Annotated in this window: 15 protein-coding genes; 7 read left to right on the top strand and 8 right to left on the bottom strand. The window is 70.5% G+C overall.

Going from position 1 to position 17092, the window contains the following annotated elements; all coding sequences use genetic code 11:
• Positions 1 to 20: 20 nt before the first annotated feature.
• From G6N56_RS10365 to G6N56_RS10345, 5 genes are read right to left on the bottom strand one after another with little or no spacing between them, the layout of a single operon-like run.
• Positions 21 to 1190 (bottom strand): lipid-transfer protein, encoded by a 1170-nt coding sequence (locus G6N56_RS10365; protein WP_085258199.1) that lies wholly within the window; start codon positions 1188 to 1190, stop codon positions 21 to 23.
• A complete protein-coding gene (locus G6N56_RS10360) occupies positions 1187 to 1648 on the bottom strand; it encodes a MaoC family dehydratase (protein ID WP_085258198.1) in 462 nt (153 codons plus the stop codon). Before G6N56_RS10360 ends, G6N56_RS10365 begins: the two co-directional genes overlap by 4 nt.
• Entirely contained in the window at positions 1645 to 2055 is a 411-nt protein-coding gene (locus tag G6N56_RS10355; RefSeq protein WP_085258197.1) for a Zn-ribbon domain-containing OB-fold protein, read from the bottom strand. The genes G6N56_RS10360 and G6N56_RS10355 overlap by 4 nt, the downstream gene beginning before the upstream one ends.
• Positions 2055 to 2603: an FAS1-like dehydratase domain-containing protein gene (locus G6N56_RS10350; protein ID WP_085258196.1), complete on the bottom strand. Its 549-nt coding sequence runs from the start codon at positions 2601 to 2603 to the stop codon at positions 2055 to 2057. The genes G6N56_RS10355 and G6N56_RS10350 overlap by 1 nt, the downstream gene beginning before the upstream one ends.
• A gap of 16 nt (positions 2604 to 2619) precedes the next feature.
• Complete coding sequence (locus G6N56_RS10345) at positions 2620 to 3786, bottom strand: cytochrome P450 (RefSeq protein ID WP_180150559.1); 1167 nt, start codon at positions 3784 to 3786, stop codon at positions 2620 to 2622.
• Positions 3787 to 4005: 219 nt separating this feature from the next.
• On the opposite strand from G6N56_RS10345, the gene G6N56_RS10340 reads away from it, so the two are divergent.
• The 4 genes from G6N56_RS10340 to G6N56_RS10325 all read left to right on the top strand — a co-directional run bounded on the left by G6N56_RS10340 (position 4006) and on the right by G6N56_RS10325 (position 9391).
• Positions 4006 to 5475, top strand: a complete 1470-nt coding sequence (locus G6N56_RS10340; RefSeq protein WP_085258195.1) for an aldehyde dehydrogenase family protein — start codon at positions 4006 to 4008, stop codon at positions 5473 to 5475.
• 126 nt (positions 5476 to 5601) lie between these two features.
• Positions 5602 to 6507, top strand: a complete 906-nt coding sequence (locus G6N56_RS10335; protein ID WP_085258194.1) for an alpha/beta fold hydrolase — start codon at positions 5602 to 5604, stop codon at positions 6505 to 6507.
• A 9-nt stretch (positions 6508 to 6516) separates the two neighbouring features.
• Complete coding sequence (locus G6N56_RS10330) at positions 6517 to 7935, top strand: acyl-CoA synthetase (RefSeq protein ID WP_085258193.1); 1419 nt, start codon at positions 6517 to 6519, stop codon at positions 7933 to 7935.
• Between the two features lie 163 nt (positions 7936 to 8098).
• Positions 8099 to 9391 (top strand): MFS transporter, encoded by a 1293-nt coding sequence (locus G6N56_RS10325; protein WP_169717554.1) that lies wholly within the window; start codon positions 8099 to 8101, stop codon positions 9389 to 9391.
• On the opposite strand, the gene dapD is transcribed toward G6N56_RS10325, so the two are convergent.
• Positions 9384 to 10337 (bottom strand): 2,3,4,5-tetrahydropyridine-2,6-dicarboxylate N-succinyltransferase, encoded by a 954-nt coding sequence (gene dapD, locus G6N56_RS10320; RefSeq protein WP_142280825.1) that lies wholly within the window; start codon positions 10335 to 10337, stop codon positions 9384 to 9386. The two genes, G6N56_RS10325 and dapD, sit on opposite strands and share 8 nt — an antisense overlap.
• Positions 10338 to 10442: 105 nt before the next feature.
• Here dapD and dapE point away from each other — a divergent pair, with 105 nt between their 5' ends.
• Entirely contained in the window at positions 10443 to 11507 is a 1065-nt protein-coding gene (dapE, locus tag G6N56_RS10315; RefSeq protein WP_085258190.1) for a succinyl-diaminopimelate desuccinylase, read from the top strand.
• 16 nt (positions 11508 to 11523) lie between these two features.
• On the opposite strand, the gene G6N56_RS10310 is transcribed toward dapE, so the two are convergent.
• Both G6N56_RS10310 and G6N56_RS10305 read right to left on the bottom strand, forming a co-directional pair.
• A complete protein-coding gene (locus tag G6N56_RS10310; protein WP_142280824.1) occupies positions 11524 to 12267 on the bottom strand; it encodes a hypothetical protein in 744 nt (247 codons plus the stop codon).
• A gap of 44 nt (positions 12268 to 12311) precedes the next feature.
• Positions 12312 to 14441: an AAA family ATPase gene (locus tag G6N56_RS10305; RefSeq protein ID WP_169717553.1), complete on the bottom strand. Its 2130-nt coding sequence runs from the start codon at positions 14439 to 14441 to the stop codon at positions 12312 to 12314.
• A gap of 60 nt (positions 14442 to 14501) precedes the next feature.
• On the opposite strand from G6N56_RS10305, the gene G6N56_RS10300 reads away from it, so the two are divergent.
• Both G6N56_RS10300 and fadD6 read left to right on the top strand, forming a co-directional pair.
• Positions 14502 to 15065, top strand: a complete 564-nt coding sequence (locus G6N56_RS10300) for a cytokinin riboside 5'-monophosphate phosphoribohydrolase (RefSeq protein WP_085258188.1) — start codon at positions 14502 to 14504, stop codon at positions 15063 to 15065.
• An 80-nt stretch (positions 15066 to 15145) separates the two neighbouring features.
• A complete protein-coding gene (gene fadD6, locus G6N56_RS10295; protein ID WP_085258187.1) occupies positions 15146 to 16930 on the top strand; it encodes a long-chain-acyl-CoA synthetase FadD6 in 1785 nt (594 codons plus the stop codon).
• The last annotated feature ends 162 nt before the right edge of the window (positions 16931 to 17092 follow it).

Below are 17092 nucleotides of genomic sequence, written 5' to 3'. Positions count from 1 at the left end.
CGGCCCGGCTGAGCACGGGCTCACCCGCTGGGCGCGAGGATCAGCCCGCTGGTGGGCACCCCGGTCCCCGACGTGACGAGGACGTGTTCGACGTTGTCGACCTGGTTGTGCGAGGTGCCGCGGATCTGGCGCACGGCCTCGGTGATGCCGTTCATCCCGTGGATGTATGCCTCACCCAGCAGGCCGCCATTGGTGTTGATCGGCAGCTCCCCGCCCAGCGACAGCCGCTCGATGGTCGCGAAGTCCTTCGCCTCGCCGCGGCCGCAGAAGCCGAGCTCCTCGAGCTGTGTGAACACGAACGGGGTGAAATGGTCGTAGATGAAGGCGGTTTGGATGTCCGCGGGCTTGAGGCCCGAATCCCGCCAGAGCCGTGCGGCGACCACGCCCATCTCCGGTAGGCCCGTGATGTCGTCGCGGTAGTAACTGGTCATCATCTCGCCCTCGGCGGCGGCGCCCTGGGCGGCCGCGGTGATCACCGCCGGCGGCCGCCGGAGGTCGCGCGCGCGTGCGGCACTGGTCACCACAAGCGCCACCCCGCCGTCGCTCTCCTGGCAGCAGTCCAGCAATCGCAGCACGGGTGCGACGATCCAGCGCGACTTCTGATGGTCCTCGAGCGTGATGGGCCGCTGGTAGAACCAGGCATCGGGATTCTTGGCGGCGTGCGCGCGGTCGACGACGGCGATCCGGCCGAAGTGCTCGTTCGTCACCCCGTACGTCGACATGTAGCGCTGGGCGTGCAGCGCGACCCACGCCGCCGGGGTGAGCAGGCCGAACGGCGCGTAGTTCGCCATGAACGGGGGAGTGCCCAGATCCGTGCGCCCGCTGCCGCCGAAGCGCATGCCCGAGCGCTCGTTGAACGCGCGGTAGCACACCACCACCTCGGCCACCCCGGTCGCGACGGCCATGGCCGCGTGCACCACGGTGCCGGCCGCCGCCCCGCCGCCGTGCGGCACGCGGGAGAAGAACGACAGGTCACCGATGCCGACGCTCTTCGCCACCTCGATCTCGTCGCTGGAGTCCATGGTGAAGGTGACCATGCCGTCGACGTCGGAGGGCGCCAGGCCGGCGTCGTCGAGAGCGGCACTGACTGCCTCGCAAGCCAATTGGAGCTCGCTGCGGCCGGACTCCTTGGAGAACTCCGTCTGCCCGATGCCCGCGATGGCGCAGCTGCCCGGCAGCGTGCGGCTCATGCGCCCGCCCCGTCCAGCAGGCTGAGGACCGCGGTGCCCGAGACGTGGTCACCGAGGCTGTTGGAGGCCTTGAACGCCACCTCGACGAAGTTCTCGCCGCCGGATCCCGCCGTCTTTCCGGTCACGCTGCCGGTGAAGCGCAGCGGATCGTCGGGAAAGCACGGCACGCCAAGGCGAATCGAGAGATTCTTGACCATCGCTTCGGGGCCGGCCCAGTCGGTGAGGAAACGCACGCAGTACCCGTTGCTGGTCAGGATATTCATGAACAGGTTGGGCGAGCCCTGCTCGTTGGCGTAGTCACGGTCGTGGTGCACGGGCATGAAGTCGCGCGACGCGATGGCGCCGGCGACGATCATCGTCGTGGTGATCGGGATCTCCAGCGGCGTCACCTGATCGCCGATTTCGATGTCGGCCCACCGCAGGGTGCTTCGGGTCGTGCGTGATGCGGCGGTGGTCATCGATCTCCCTTCCCGGCCGGCCGGAACTGGTGCAGCACAAGGTCGTTATCGAAGGTCTGGTAGTACACCTCGACCGGCATCCCAACCGTGACATCGGCGGGGTCGACGTCGCAGAGGTTGGAAACCAGCCGCACCCCTTCGTCGAGCTCCACAAGCGCGACGACGTAGGGATAGTCGAAGAACGGGAACCTCGGCTCCAGCGGCATGACGTAGCTGTAGACGGTGCCGCGCCCCGAGGACTCGACGGCATCCCAGTCCAGCGACCGGCACTTGGGGCACATGGGCCGGGACGGGTGGCGCAGCGCGCCGCAGCCGCCGCAGCGCTGGATGAGCAGCCTGTGCTCGCGGAGCCCGTCCCAGAAGAAGGCGTTGTCCGGGCCGATCGCCGGTGCCAATCGGGACGCCATCAGTGCCCCGGCCGGAATCGCAGCACCCGGAACCGCTGGCGCCCCAGCACCTCGCCGTTCTGGTCGGTATAGGTGATCAACCAGGTCAGGAAGTAGCCGGTACCCTTCGCCGTCTTCTTCTCGTCGGAGACATCCTCGAACACTGATGTGGCGCTGATGACGTCACCCAGCCGGGGATAGCGCTCGATCTCGAATTCCGAGTTGGTCGCCACCGTGCTGCTGAACCCGGCCTCGTCGAGGAACGCCGTGGGGTTGTCCTCGACCTCGACCGGTGCGCCGCCCCGTTCCCGGATGCCCTCCAGCTTCGGTGCCGGCATGGTCCACGTCTGCAGCATCACCGGGGGCGACACGATCCCGCCGAACCTCGACGCCGCCGCGAACTCCGGGTCCAGATACACCGGGTTCATGTCGTCCAGTGCGTGCGCCCAGTGCCGGATCATCGGCTGATTCACCGGATCCGGTGCGACGGAAGGCCTTCCGGCGCCGCCGGTCGACTGCCCGACCAGCGCGCGCAACTTGGCGCGGAACTCGGAGTCTGAATCGGTCACTGATCCTCCTGGTTCGTCACTTCTTTTCGGTGCCCAGCCGCACCGGCATGCGTTTGACTCCGGGCACCATGGTGGCCCGCATCCGCTCGACCTCCCCGGCCAGCTCGAGGCGCGGGAAGCGGCGCAGCAGCTCGTCGAGCAGGACCGACGCCTCCAGACGCGCCAATTGCGCTCCAACACAAGAATGTTCACCGCAGCCGAACGCGATGTGCGGGTTGGGGTGCCGCGTCACCCGGAACTCGTCGGCGTCGGGCCCGAAGACGTCCTCGTCCCGGTTGGCCGATCCGTACAGCATGACCACCACGTCGCCCTCGGCGATCTGCTGACCGCGTATCTCGACGTCGGTCGTCGCGGTGCGCGCCATGTGGACCACGGGGCTGTTCCAGCGCAGCATCTCCTCGACGGCGGCGGGGATAAGCGCTGGGTCGTCGACCAGCAGGCGGCTCTGGTCCGGGTGCGCGATGAGCGCGAGGGTGCCGAGCGCGATGAGGTTGCGGGTGGTCTCGTTGCCGGCCACCAGGAGCAGAAACGCGAAGTTGAGCAGGTCGGAGTCGGTGAGCCGATGCCCGTCGATCTGCGAGCCGGCCAGCACCGACAACAGGTCGTCGCGGGCATCGATGCGCCGTGCGGCGATCAGCTTCTCGAAGTAGGCATAGAGCTGGCCGAGCGCCACCATCGGATGGAGCTCGATCTCGGGATCGGCAATTCCGGTGGCCGCGTCCGACCACGCCCGAAACTGCTCCCAGTCGTCGGGCGGGGCGCCGATCAGCTCGGCGATCATCCGGGTGGGCAGCGGCGCCGCGATCTGTTCGGCGAACTCGTGGACCGCGCCCGGTTCCAGCCCGTCGAGGATGCCCCGCACGATCTCGCGGATCGTGGGTTCCAGGACGGCCACCCGGCGACGGGTGAACCCCGCATTGACCAGCTTGCGCAGCCGGCGGTGGCGCGGCGGGTCGGTGAAGATCAGGTTGCCGTCCTGCACCGGGTTGGGCAGCTCCGGGTCCGGGATGGTGATGCCCTTGGTGGAGGTGAAGACGGCCGGATTGCCCGACACGAAGCGGACGTCGTCGTATTTGAGCAGCGCCCAGAACTTCGTGACGTCATTCCAGCACACCGGCGACGAGGCGCGCAGTTCCCGATAGGCCGGGTAGGGATCGCCGGCGTAGAAGTCCGGCGAGTGCAGTGGAAAAGTGGTCTGCACGACGGCCTCCCTGGCGGCTCCGGCATCCGACACATTCGGAGGATGTGTCGTGCGAGGTTGTGTCTACTCCGGCCCGATGGCGCTGTCAATATGCGCCTAATGGCTTGCAAAGGCGCGCTTCAGGTCGGGTGAGTGATTGACGCCATACCCACGGCGGTGTACACCAGGTGGTTAGATGACCGACTTCCGGTGAGGACGCGGATGGCCGACCTACAGAGTCCGGGGTCCCTTGTCGACGCCTATGGGCTCTATATCGACGGCGGCTGGGTCGATCCGGAGGTCGGCCGCTACGAAGACGTCTCCCCGGCCACCGAGGCGACGATCGGCACCGCGCCCGATGCGAGCGTCGGCCAAGTCGGCGACGCTATCGCCGCCGCACGCCGCGCGTTCGACCACGGCCCGTGGTCGGCAATGGGGCCCGACGGCCGCGCCCGCTGCCTCAACCAGCTCGGTGACGCGCTCCTCAAGCACGCCGACGAGTTCTTCGCGCTGTCCCAGGCGGAATGGGGCTGCATCGCCAACGAGCGCGTGATGCAGGTCGACGGCGCCGCCCACATGTCCCAGCACGCCGCCCGGCTCGCCGCGCAGCTGGCCGACGAGCCCATCACGGGAATCGGCGCCGGGACGACGCTGCTGCGCCACGAGCCCCTCGGCGTCGTGTCGATCCTGACGCCGTGGAACTTCCCACACTGCCTGAACGTCATGAAGGTGAACAACGCGCTGGCCGCGGGCAACACCGTCGTCCTCAAGCCGTCGCCGCTGACGCCGCTCGCCGGGCTCGCGCTCGCGCGGATGATCGACGAGTACACCGATATCCCGCCCGGCGTGGTCAACGTCGTCACCCCGTCGGGCGTCGATGCCGCCAAGCTGCTCACCACCGACCCACGCGTCGACATGGTCAGCTTCACCGGCAGCTCCGCTGTCGGCTGCCAGGTCATGTCCGCGGCGGGTGCCACCATGAAGCGCATCCTGCTGGAGTGCGGCGGGAAGTCGGCGAGCATCGTGCTCGACGACGCCGAGCTGACCGATGACATGCTCCGCCGGATGCTCTTCGACTGCTGCTCGCTGCACGCCGGCCAGGCGTGCATCCTGCACAGCAGGCTGCTGCTGCCCGATTCGCTGCACGACGACGTCGTCGACCGATTGGTCGCGCTCGCCCGGGACGTGAAGGTGGGCGACCCGACCGATCCCGACGTGCAGATGGGGCCCCTGATCAGTGCGGACCAGCGCCGGCGCGTCGAGGACCACGTCGCGCGGGCGCTCGACGACGGGGCGGAGCTGGCCACCGGCGGCGGGCGCCCGAGTGGGTTGGACGTCGGGTTCTACGTCGAGCCGACCATCCTCACCGGGGTCGAGCCGGACTCGGCCATCGCTCAGGAGGAGGTGTTCGGGCCGGTGCTCTCGGTGCTCCGCTACCGCGACGAGGAGGAGGCCGTCGCCATCGCCAACAACTCACGCTACGGCCTGTCCGGAGCGGTGTGGGGGCGGGACGTGCACCGCGCCGTCGCGGTGGCGCGCCGCATCCGTACAGGGCAGGTCGCGGTGAACGGCGTCAGCCCGGGGGAAGCGCCGTTCGGTGGGTTCAAATTGAGCGGGTTCGGCCGGGAGGGCGGCGGCATTGTCGGCCTGCATCAGTACATGGAGCCGAACGCGATCGGCGTGCCCGCCTGAGATCGGTCGCTGGCGCGGCGCCCGGCGAGGCGGACCGATATCGGTTTTGCGAAAGGGGCAACCCTCCCGATCCGGACGCGCCTGTGAGCCTTTCGTAAACGGCTCGTCACATGGGAAGCTGCTGGGATGGTCATCGAGATCGCCCGTCCCAAGCTGGAGGGCAACATCGCGGTCGGCGAGGACCGACAGATCGGCTTCGCCGAATTCGGTGACCCGCAGGGGCGGGCGTTCTTCTGGCTGCACGGCACCCCGGGCGCCCGCCGCCAGATTCCCACCGAAGCCCGCCTGTATGCCGAGAACAACAAGATCCGGCTGATCGGCCTGGACCGCCCTGGGATCGGCTCGTCGACGCCGCACCGGTACGAGAACATCCGCGCGTTCGGCGACGACCTCCGCACGATCGCCGACACCCTGGGCATCGACAAGCTGGCCGTCATCGGCCTGTCGGGCGGCGGTCCGTACGCGCTCGCGTCCGCCGCTGTCCTGCCCGACCGGGTGGTGGCGGCCGGCGTGCTCGGCGGCGTCGCACCCTTCCTCGGCGATGAAGGGATCACCAGCGGGCTGATGAACCTCGGGAAGCGGGTGGCGCCGCTGCTGCGGCTTGGCGGCGACCCGCTTCGCATTGGCGCGAGCCTGATGGTCCGGGCCATCCGGCCGATCGCGAATCCGGCGTTATACCTGTATGCCGCCATGTCTCCCGAAGGTGACCGGCGCCTGCTCACCCGGCCCGAGTTCGGGGCCATGTTCCTCGACGACCTGCTCAACGGCAGCCGCAAGCAGCTGGCCGCCCCCTTCAACGACATCATCCTGTTCACCCGAGACTGGGGCTTCCGGCTCGACGAGGTCAAGGTCCCCGTCCGCTGGTGGCACGGCGACCACGACCACATCGTCCCGTTCTCCCACGGGGAGCACGTCGTGTCCCTGCTGCCCGACTGCGAGCTGATCGTGCTGCCGGGCGAGAGCCACCTGGGTGGGCTCGGCCGCGGCGAGGAGATCCTGTCCACCCTGATGAAGATCTGGGACGAGCAGTAACCTGCTCTCGTGCTGCTGGCATCCCTGAATCCCTCGGCCGCTACCGCCGCCGACATCGCGGATGCGGTGCGCATCGACGGTGCGGTGCTGAGCCGCAGCGACCTGGTGGGCGCCGCGACATCGGTGGCCGAACGGGTCGCCGGCGCGGGCCTGGTCGCGGTGCTGGCCACCCCGAGCGCTGCCACCGTGCTCGCCGTCACCGGCTGCCTGATCGCCGGCGTCCCGTTCGTCCCGGTGCCCGCCGACGTCGGTGCGGCCGAACGGCGCCACATGATCACCGACTCCCGGGCACAGGCGTGGCTGGGGCCGGCGCCGGACGAGCTGGAGGGACTCCCGCACATCCCGGTGCGGCTGCACGCCCGGTCGTGGCATCGCTACCCCGAGCCGTCGCCCGACGCGACCGCGATGGTCATCTACACCTCGGGGACCACCGGGCTGCCCAAGGGGGTGGTGCTCAGCCGCCGGGCCATCGCGGCGGACCTGGACGCGCTGGCGCAGGCCTGGCAGTGGACCGCCGACGACGTGCTGGTGCACGGGCTGCCGCTGTTTCACGTGCACGGCCTGGTGCTGGGACTGCTCGGGTCGCTGCGGATCGGCAATCGCCTGGTGCACACCGGGAAGCCGACGCCCGCCGGCTACGCGCGGGCCGGCTCGGAGGACGGCGGCACCCTGTACTTCGGGGTCCCCACCGTGTGGTCGCGCGTGGTCGCCGACGAGGCGGCCGCGCGGGCGCTGCGCCCCGCGCGGCTCCTGGTGTCCGGAAGCGCGCCGCTGCCGGTGCCGGTGTTCGAGGGGCTGGCCGCCCTCACCGGGCATGAGCCCATCGAACGTTACGGCGCGTCGGAGTCGCTGATCACGATCTCGACCCGCGCGGACGGCGAGCGACGCGCGGGCTGGGTGGGCGTGCCGATCGCCGGCGTGCAGACCCGGCTCGTCGACGACGACGGCCCGGTGCCGCACGACGGTGAAACCGTGGGGCGGCTGCACGTCCGCGGCCCGACGATGTTCGACGGCTACCTGAACCGGCCGGACGCCACCGCCGAGGTGTTCGACGCCGACGGCTGGTACCGCACCGGCGACGTGGCCGTCGTCGACGGCGGCGGGATGCACCGCATCGTGGGGCGCGAGTCGGTCGACCTGATCAAGTCCGGCGGGTACCGCATCGGCGCGGGCGAGATCGAGACGACGCTGCTCGGCCATCCGGGCGTTCGGGAAACGGCGGTCGTCGGGCTGCCCGACGAGGACCTCGGCCAGCGGATCGTCGCCTACGTCGTCGGCTCGGGCGACCTTAGCGCCGACGAACTAATCGAATATGTGGCGCAACAGCTTTCCATCCACAAGCGGCCCCGTGAGGTGCGCCTCGTCGAGGAGCTGCCGCGCAACGCCATGGGCAAGGTCCTCAAGAAGCAGTTGCTGTCCGAAGGCTGAGCGAGAGCCTTATCCGACACGCAGCAATTTGGCAGCTTCAGTGCCGAGCGCGACCGCGAACCTTCACCTACCGTCGTAACCGTGAATAGACGCAACCGACCACTGGGTGACGTCAATGAGTGAGGCGGCGACGATGACGGCCGCCCCCGGTGCCACCACCCCGATGCGGCGGGTCGCCGCCGCCTGTCTGGTCGGCTCGGCGATCGAGTTCTACGACTTCCTCATCTACGGCACCGCGGCGGCGCTGATCTTTCCCACGGTGTTCTATCCGCGCCTGAGCCCCGCGATGGCGGCGATCGCCTCGATGGCGACGTTCGCGACGGCCTTCCTGTCGCGGCCACTCGGAGCGGCCGTCTTCGGATACTTCGGGGACCGGCTGGGCCGTAAGAAGACCCTCATCGTCACCCTGCTCATCATGGGCGCGTCGACCGTCAGCGTGGGCATGGTGCCCAGCACGGCATCGATCGGCATCGCGGCACCGTTGATTTTGATCGTCCTGCGGTTGATGCAGGGGTTTGCCGTCGGCGGCGAATGGGCCGGTTCGGTGCTGCTCAGCGCCGAGTACGCCCCACCGGGCAAACGTGGCTGGTACGGGATGTTCACGCTGCTGGGCGGGGGTACCGCGGGCGTGCTTGCCAGCCTCACCTTCCTCACCGTCAACCTCACCATCGGCGAGAAGAGCCCCGCGTTCATGGACTGGGGCTGGCGCATACCCTTCCTGATCAGCACGGGTCTGATCGGCATCGCTTTGTACGTGCGGCTGAACATCGACGAGACCCCGGTGTTCGCCGAGGAGAAGGCCCGCCACCTGGTGCCCAAGGCGCCGCTCGCGGAGCTGCTCCGCTACCAGCGGCGCGAAATCCTGCTGGTGGCGGGCTGTTTCCTGGGCGGGATGGGATTCGTCTACATCGGCAACACGTTCCTTGTCATGTACGCCCACTCCCACCTGGGCTATTCGCGGACGTTCATCTGGGGCATCGGCGCGCTGGGGGGCCTGACGAGCATCGCGTTCGTCGCGCTGTCGGCGTGGCTCTCCGACCGCGTCGGGCGCCGCCGCGTGATGCTGGTGGGGCTGGCGGCGTGCCTGCCGTGGGCGTTCGCGGTCATACCGCTGATGAACACCCGCAACCCTGTGCTCTACGCCGTCGCCGTGCTCGGCATGTTCGCGGCCGCGGCGGTCGCCAACGGGCCCACCGGGGCCTTCATTCCCGAACTGTTCGCCACCCGCTACCGCTACAGCGGCGCGGCGGTGGCGATGAACCTTGCCGGCATCCTCGGCGCCGCCGTGCCGCCGCTGATCGCGGGCACGCTGCTGGCGACCTACGGCAGCTGGGCGATCGGGCTCATGATGGCCGCGCTGATCGTGGCCAGCTTCGTGTCCGTCTACCTGCTGCCGGAAACCAGGGGGACCGCGCTGCGATTCGCACCGGAGGCCGAGGACGTGCCGCTCAGTTAGCGTGCAGCTCTTCGTTCAGGGCGATGCCCTGACCGTCGCGGGCCACGACCTCCACCGCCCCGGTCAGCGAATTGCGGCGGAACAGCAGGTTATTGGAACCCGACAGCTCGCGAGCCTTGACCGCGGCGCCGCCGGGCAGGGTGACCTTGGTGCCGGCGGTGACGTACAGGCCGGCCTCGACGACGCAGTCGTCGCCGAGTGAGATGCCCAGGCCCGCGTTGGCCCCGAGCAGGCACCGCTTGCCTATCGAGATCACTTCGGTGCCACCGCCGGACAGCGTGCCCATGATCGACGCCCCGCCGCCGACGTCGGACCCGTCGCCCACGACCACACCGGCCGAGATGCGGCCCTCCACCATCGAGGCGCCCAGGGTTCCGGCGTTGTAGTTGACGAACCCCTCGTGCATCACGGTGGTGCCCGGCGCCAGGTGGGCGCCCAGCCGGACCCGGTCGGCGTCGGCGATGCGCACCCCGGTCGGCAGGACGTAGTCGACCATCCGCGGGAACTTGTCGACGCCGTAGACGGTCACTTGCCCCTGGCGGCGCAGCCGCGCCCGGACCGCCTCGAAGCCCTCGACCGCGCACGGCCCGCGATTGGTCCACACCACGTTGGTCAGCACGCCGAACAGGCCGCCCGCGTTGAGCCCGTGCGGCGCCACCAGCCGGTGCGACAGCAGGTGCAGCCGCAGGTAGGCGTCGTAGGCGTCGGCGGCGACGTCGTCGAGCGACCCGATCACCGTGCGCACGGCGATCGTCTCGGTCCCGCGGTCGTCGTCACGGCCGACCAGCGCGGCCAGCTCGGCGGGGACGTCGGACAATGCGAGCCGCGACGTGGCGCCGGTGCCCGACTCGGTCAGCTCCGGGGAGGGAAACCACGTGTCGAGGATTGATCCGTCGGAGGCCAGCGTCGCCAGCCCGATACCTGCAGCTCCAGTCACGGCGGACAAGGTTACTTTCCCGGGGCGAGCAGACACAAAAACCCCCGACACGCCGATGGAAACGGAGCTTTTGCGTCTGCTCGCGCCGATCGGGTGACCCACTACCCTGGGTTGGTGCTGGACTTGCGCGGGGACCCCATCGACCTGACCGCGGCGCTGGTCGACATCCCCAGCGAATCGCGGGACGAGGGCCGCCTCGCCGACGAGGTGGAAGCCGCGTTGCGTGCGCAGGCGCCCGGTTTCGAGGTGGTCCGCAACGGCAACGCCGTGCTGGCGCGCACCGCGCTTGGCCGGCCGTCCCGGGTGCTGCTGGCCGGACACCTGGACACCGTCCCGGCGGCCGGAAACCTGCCCAGCTATCGGGGAGACGGCGAACTCTACGGCTGCGGTACCGCCGACATGAAATCGGGCGACGCCGTCTTCCTGCATCTGGCCGCCACGGTGGCCGAACCGGCGCACGACCTGACGCTGGTGTTCTACGACTGCGAGGAGATCGAGGCGGCCGCCAACGGTCTGGGCCGCATCGAGCGCGAGCTGCCGGACTGGCTGGCCGCCGACGTCGCGATCCTGGGCGAGCCCACCGGCGGCTACATCGAGGCCGGCTGCCAGGGCACGCTGCGCGTCGTCGTCAGCGCCTCGGGGACCCGCGCGCATTCGGCGCGATCCTGGTTGGGCGACAACGCGATTCACAAGCTCGGCGCGGTCCTGGACCGGCTGGCCCAATACCGCGCCCGCACGGTGGACATCGACGGTTGCGCCTACCGCGAGGGATTGTCCGCGGTGCGCATCGACGGTGGCGTGGCCGGCAACGTGATCCCCGACGCGGCGTCGGTGACGGTGAACTTCCGGTTCGCCCCCGACCGCTCGGTGCCCGCCGCGCTGCAACACGTGCACGACGTGTTCGCGGGACTGGACGTGCGGATCGAGCAGACCGACGCCGCGGCGGGCGCGCTGCCCGGCCTGTCGCAGCCGGCCGCCAAGGCCCTCGTCGAGGCCGCCGGCGGCCAGGTCCGGGCCAAGTACGGTTGGACGGACGTGTCGCGGTTTGCCGCGCGAGGCGTGCCGGCGGTCAACTTCGGACCCGGTGACCCCAACCTGGCACACACGCGCGACGAACGCGTGCCGGTCGCCAACATCACCGCGGCCGTGCAGATGCTGCGCCGCTACCTGACCGGTTAGGGACGGGGCTTCGGGATCAGGCCGCGGCGACGACCGCGAACCGGACGCTCAGACCGTGCCCGACCGCGTCCAGGTCCAGCGGGTAGGCGCGGTGTTGTTCCAGCCGGGAGGACACGTCGTCGCCGTCGAGGTCGACGTGGACCGACCATGCGGTGCCTCGAATGCGTTCCCCGACGATGGCGAGGCGCCAGCCGGCCGGAGAGTGGTAGGCGCGAACCCGGGTGGGCAGGACACCGGGCGGGCCCAGCGTCCTGCGCACGTCGGCGTGGCTCAACGCGGGGAAGAAGCTGGTGTGGTGGCCGGTGCGCAATTCGACGATCGCCGCGAACACCCGGGTGCCGCCCCGCAGGTAGGTCGCCAGGTCCACAACCGTATGGCCGGCGTCGATCAGCTCTGCGACGGCCGCGGGACTGAGGTCGGGATGGAAAGTCCGGGCCGGATCGGGTTGCGGCTCGAGGATGAGCGTGAAGCGAGCCTCCCCGCTGCCCGGCACGACGTCGACGCTCACGCCGGCGGCGCGCGGGCCGGCTGCTGCGGCGGCGGCGGCGTCGGCATCGACGAGCCAGGTGCGCGACGGGGCCGCGATCGCCCCGTCGTCGTCCCAGTAGAGCGCCGCGAATCGGCGACTGGCCGGTGCGCCGCGCCGGTAGCTCACCAGCCGCTGCAACCGCATGCCCGGCATGGCCAGGCCCGCCACCTGGTCGGGCCGGATGTCGTGGGACCAGAACCAGTAGCGCGGCGCGGGGCGGACGGTGGGCACCGCGCGACAGTAGCGCGCCGCCGGGTCCTCGGCCGACTTGCGCTTTAATGCCCCGCGCACCGCCCGGCCTGTGCGGCGGCGTCAGTGGCCGCCGCGCGCATCCCGACCGCCATCAGGTCATCGGACACCGCCCGCAGCGCCGCCCCGTCGCCAGCCTCCAGCGCGCGTGCATGCGCGAGGGCGAGTCGCCCTGCGACGCAATCGATCTCGCGGCATAACCGGGCGAGGGGCTCGGCCGCCCGGCTGTCGCCGAGCCGGACCGCCTCGTGCCAGGCCCGGATCGCTACGGCCGACTGCCCGCTGCGCTCGGCCATGCGGGTGGCCTCCCGGGCGGCGGCCACCGCGCCGTGCCAGTCGCGGACGCAGGCCAACCGCCAGGCCCGGGCCACGCCGAGCTCCGGGGCGAACAGCGCCGACTTGGTCCCGTGCCGGGACTCGGCCCGGCTCAACGCCTTTGCCGCGGCTGCGGTGTCTCCTTGCTGAGCCAGCGCGGTGGCCAGCAGCATGAGCGACATCGGCCCCCACGAGTAGCCGGTGCGCTCCAAGGTGGCGGCCGCCGGGCCGAGTAGCTCGGCCGCCCTGCCGAATTCGCCTTCGGCGATCAGCACGTGCGCCAAAAGGACCTCGCCGATCGCGCGTCCCGGCTGCTGCAGTTCAGCAAAATCGGTGAATTGCTGGGCGATCTCGCGTGCGGCGCCGAGCCGGCCGGCCATCAGTAGCGCGCTGCTCTGCCCCAGCCCGATCGTGAAGCGCAGCAGCCCGGGATGCTCGCCGGCGAGGGCCCGACGCGCGAGCGGCTCCACCTCGTCGAAACGCCCCTGCCGCGCGGCGCACAGCGCGGCGGCACTGGCCGCCCACGCCACCGCCTGATCGTCGGCGGCCGGCGACGCCAGCACGTCGCGGCCGACGCGAACGGCGTGCGCGACGTTGCCGGCGTTCATGGCGAAGGTGGCGCTCAGCGCGTCGAGCGTGGTGCGCGCGGCGGGGTCGGTGACGCGACCGCGGATCGTCCGCAGGAACGCGGTGGCGCGCTCGGGCTCGCTGAGCATCCAGAACTGATTCGCCGCGCGCAGCAACGCCCAGTCCATGAGCGCCGTTTCGGCCAGGGCGTCGGAGTCGACGGCGGCCAGCACCGCGTCGGCCTCGCGGCCGCGGCCGCGCCACGCCAGCGCGTGCGCCAGCGCCAGCCGCGCCGCCAGACCGCCCGAGCGCTCCAGCGCCGCCCGGGCCAGTCGTTCGCCCAGGACCAGATCGCCCAGCCGCAGCGCCTGCTGGGCGGCGGCGACCACCTCGGGCACCGGCTGCAAGGCGTCGCTGTCCAGCGCCAGCGACGCCAGCCGCAGGCGATCGCTGAGGTGATCGGGTGGATGCTGCGAGCGCAGCTTGACCAGCTCGGTGCGCCGCCGCCGCGCCTCGTCGGAACCGAGCGCGGCGCGCGCCCGCTCGGCGAACAGCGGGTGCGCCGTGTACACGACCGGGTCGTCGGAGCGCCCGCCGCGTTCGCGCGTCTCCGCCGCACCCCAGTCCACCGCCTCCCGCACCGCGCCGTCGTCGGCCAGGACCGTCAGGTCGGCCAGTGACAGCGGCTCCTCGATGGCGAGGTAGTCCAGCACCGAGCGCGCGCCCACCGGCAACCCCGCGACGAACGCGTCCACCTCCGCCGGTGTGGTGGTCCCGCTGGGCGCCTCGATGTCGAGTCGCTCGAGCAGCCCGTCGGTCCACAGCGCGGCGATCGCGTCGGGCGCGAGGTCGGCGCGGGCGGTGACGATCATGCGCGCGCCGGTCCGCGCCAGCTGGTAGACCAGCGTGGCCGAAAGGATGTCCAGGTGGTGCGCGTCGTCCACGATCAGCAGCGCGTCGCCGTCGCCGGCCTCGCCCAGGGAGGCCCGGGCCGCCCGCAACAGCGCGGCCGGCTTGCCGATCTCGGCGATCTGCACCAGGTGGCTGAAGGCGCCGAACGGGACCGCTCGCTCGGTCGGCGTGCCGGTGACCCAGCGGGTCAGCATCCCCGGCTGCCGCCGGGCGAGGCCCTCGGCGGCCAGCAGGGCCAGCGTCGACTTGCCGCAGCCGTCGGGGCCGAGCACGACGGCCCCACCCGATCCACCGCCCGCAAGGGCGGCGTCCAGGCCTTCGAGCGCCGCCGCCTGTTCGGGCACGTTCCATCGAATCGGCATCGCCGGATTTTATTGCGCGCGGTGTGCACGCCGCACCGGGCTTGGTCTACCTTTCGTAGTATGCGCCCCGAACGCGATGCTGCAGGCGAATGGGCGGTATGCGTCTATTGCGCGTCCGGGCCCGAACATCCCGAATTGCTCGCTCTGGCTACCGAACTCGGCGAGGCGATCGCCGAGCGGGGCTGGACGCTGATCTGGGGCGGTGGCCGGGTATCGGCGATGGGCGCGGTGGCCAGCGCGGCGCGTTCGCGCGGCGGCCGGACCGTCGGCGTCATCCCCGAAGTCCTGATGCGCGCCGAGGCTGCCGACGCGGACGCCGACGAGCTGATCGTCACCACGACCATGCGGGAGCGTAAGCGGGTGATGGAGGACCGCGCCGACGCATTCCTCGTGCTGCCGGGCGGCCTGGGAACCCTGGACGAACTGCTGGACGCCTGGACGACGGGCTACCTCGGCCTGCACGCCAAGCCCATCGTTTTGTTGGACTCGGTGGGCCTCTACGAAGGGCTGTGGCTGTGGCTGGGCGGCTTGGTCGACAGCGGCTACGTCTCCCAGACGGCGATGGACCGGTTGGTGCGGGTCGATAAGGTGAGTGCCGCGCTGGAGGCGTGTGGGCCCGCCTGAGCCCGGTGGGCACCGAGTTCTCCCCATTAGGCTGGCGTGACTTGTCATGTGGACAACCACTCGAGGGAACTGAGGCAAACGTGTCCGATCACGACGGCGGAGCGCGCACCGCGGTCCGCCTGACCGACATCGCATCCCGGGTGCCGGGACTGCTGGCCGACATGCCGGCGATCGTGCGCGGCGCCAGGACCGGGTTACTGGCTCGCCCCAACTCCAAGAAATCGATAGGCACCGTGTTCCAGGAACGCGCCGCCCGCTACGGCGACCGCGTCTTCCTGCGATTCGGCGATCAGCAGCTGACATACCGCGACGCCAACGCCGCCGCCAACCGCTATGCCGCGGTGCTGGCCGCCCGCGGCGTCGGCAACGGCGACGTCGTCGGGATCATGCTGCGCAACTCGCCCAACGCGGTGCTGGCGATGCTGGCTGCGGTCAAGTGCGGCGCGATCGCCGGCATGATCAACTACCACCAGCGCGGCGACGTTCTCGCGCACAGCCTCGGATTGCTGGACGCCAAGGTGCTGATCGCCGAGACCGACCTGGTCAGCGCCGTCGCCGAGTGCGGCGCGGCGGGCACCACCGAGACGGTGACCATCGAAGACCTGGAGCGGTTCGCCGTCAGCGCTCCGGCCACGAACCCCGCCTCGGCGGCGGCGGTGCAGGCCAGGGACACCGCGTTCTACATCTTCACCTCGGGGACGACCGGCTACCCCAAGGCCAGCAAGATGACGCACCTGCGCTGGCTCAAGGCGCTGGCCGCGTTCGGCGGCATCGGGCTGCGGCTGAAAAGCGACGACACCCTGTACAGCTGCCTGCCGCTGTACCACAACAACGCGCTGACGGTGGCGTTGTCCTCGGTGGTCAACTCCGGCGCGACGCTGGCCCTCGGCGCGTCCTTCTCGGCGTCGAAGTTCTGGGACGAGGTGATCGCCGCCGAGGCGACGGCCTTCATCTACATCGGCGAGGTCTGCCGGTACCTGCTCAATCAGCCGCCCAAGCCCACCGACCGGGCGCACAAGGTGCGGGTGGCCGCGGGCAACGGCCTGCGCCCGGAGATCTGGGACGAGTTCACCAAGCGGTTCGGCATCGCGCGCATCTGCGAGTTCTACGCCTCCAGCGAGGGCAACACCGCGTTCATCAACGTCTTCAACGTGCCCCGGACCACCGGCCTCTTCCCGATGCCGCTGGCCTACGTGGAGTACGACCCGGACACCGGCGCGCCGCTGCGTGACGACAACGGTCGGGTGCGTCGGGTGCCCGCGGGTGAACCCGGCCTGCTGCTGAGCCCGGTCAACCGGCTGCAGCCGTTCGACGGCTACACCGACAAGGAGTCCACCGAGAAGAAGCTGGTGCGCAACGCCTTCCGCGAGGGCGACGTCTGGTTCAACTCCGGTGACGTGATGAGCCCGCAGGGGCTGGGTCACGCGGCGTTCGTCGACCGGCTGGGCGACACCTTCCGGTGGAAGGGTGAGAACGTCGCCACCACCCAGGTCGAGGCCGCGCTGGCCACCGACGACTCCGTCGAGGAGTGCACGGTGTTCGGCGTCGAGATCCCGCACACCGGCGGACGCGCCGGGATGGCCGCCGTCAAGCTGCGCGAGGGCGCTGAGTTCGACGGCAAGTCATTGGCGCGCGCGGTGTACGGCCAGCTTCCGTCCTACGCGCTGCCGCTGTTCGTCCGGGTCGTCAAGGAGCTGGCGCAGACCACGACGTTCAAGAGCCGGAAGGTGGAGCTGCGCGACCAGGCGTACGGCTCCGACGTGCAGGATCCGCTCTACGTCCTGGCCGGCCGCGACGAGGGCTACGTGCCGTATTACGCCGAGTACCCCGAGGAAGTGGCTGCCGGTAAGCGCCCGAAGGGCTGAGCGGCTTTTCGGCGTCGGTGTGCACGCGTTGCGCCGAGACTGCGCTGGCCGCGCCGAGATTGCGCCCACAGTGTGCCCGCGCCCGCTTCGACGCGCGCTGGGTGCAGTCTCGATGACCTGACGGCAGCCTTGGGGCGCTCACGGCCGAGCCCAGACCGCGGC

The organism is Mycobacterium saskatchewanense, from assembly GCF_010729105.1.
GTDB classification, from domain to species: Bacteria; Actinomycetota; Actinomycetes; order Mycobacteriales; family Mycobacteriaceae; genus Mycobacterium; species Mycobacterium saskatchewanense.
The sequence above is the reverse complement of the archived record's forward strand: the minus strand, read 5'-3'. Positions and strand labels throughout refer to the sequence as shown.

Bases quoted from the DNA above. Each gene is read 5' to 3' on its own strand.
- G6N56_RS10365 (WP_085258199.1), bottom strand. From the start codon at position 1,190: ATGAGCCGCACGCTGCCGGGCAGCTGCGCCATCGCGGGCATCGGGCAG.
- G6N56_RS10360 (WP_085258198.1), bottom strand. From the start codon at position 1,648: ATGACCACCGCCGCATCACGCACGACCCGAAGCACCCTGCGGTGGGCC.
- G6N56_RS10355 (WP_085258197.1), bottom strand. From the start codon at position 2,055: ATGGCGTCCCGATTGGCACCGGCGATCGGCCCGGACAACGCCTTCTTC.
- G6N56_RS10340 (WP_085258195.1), top strand. From the start codon at position 4,006: ATGGCCGACCTACAGAGTCCGGGGTCCCTTGTCGACGCCTATGGGCTC.
- G6N56_RS10335 (WP_085258194.1), top strand. From the start codon at position 5,602: ATGGTCATCGAGATCGCCCGTCCCAAGCTGGAGGGCAACATCGCGGTC.
- G6N56_RS10325 (WP_169717554.1), top strand. From the start codon at position 8,099: ATGCGGCGGGTCGCCGCCGCCTGTCTGGTCGGCTCGGCGATCGAGTTC.
- G6N56_RS10305 (WP_169717553.1), bottom strand. From the start codon at position 14,441: ATGCCGATTCGATGGAACGTGCCCGAACAGGCGGCGGCGCTCGAAGGC.
- G6N56_RS10300 (WP_085258188.1), top strand. From the start codon at position 14,502: ATGCGCCCCGAACGCGATGCTGCAGGCGAATGGGCGGTATGCGTCTAT.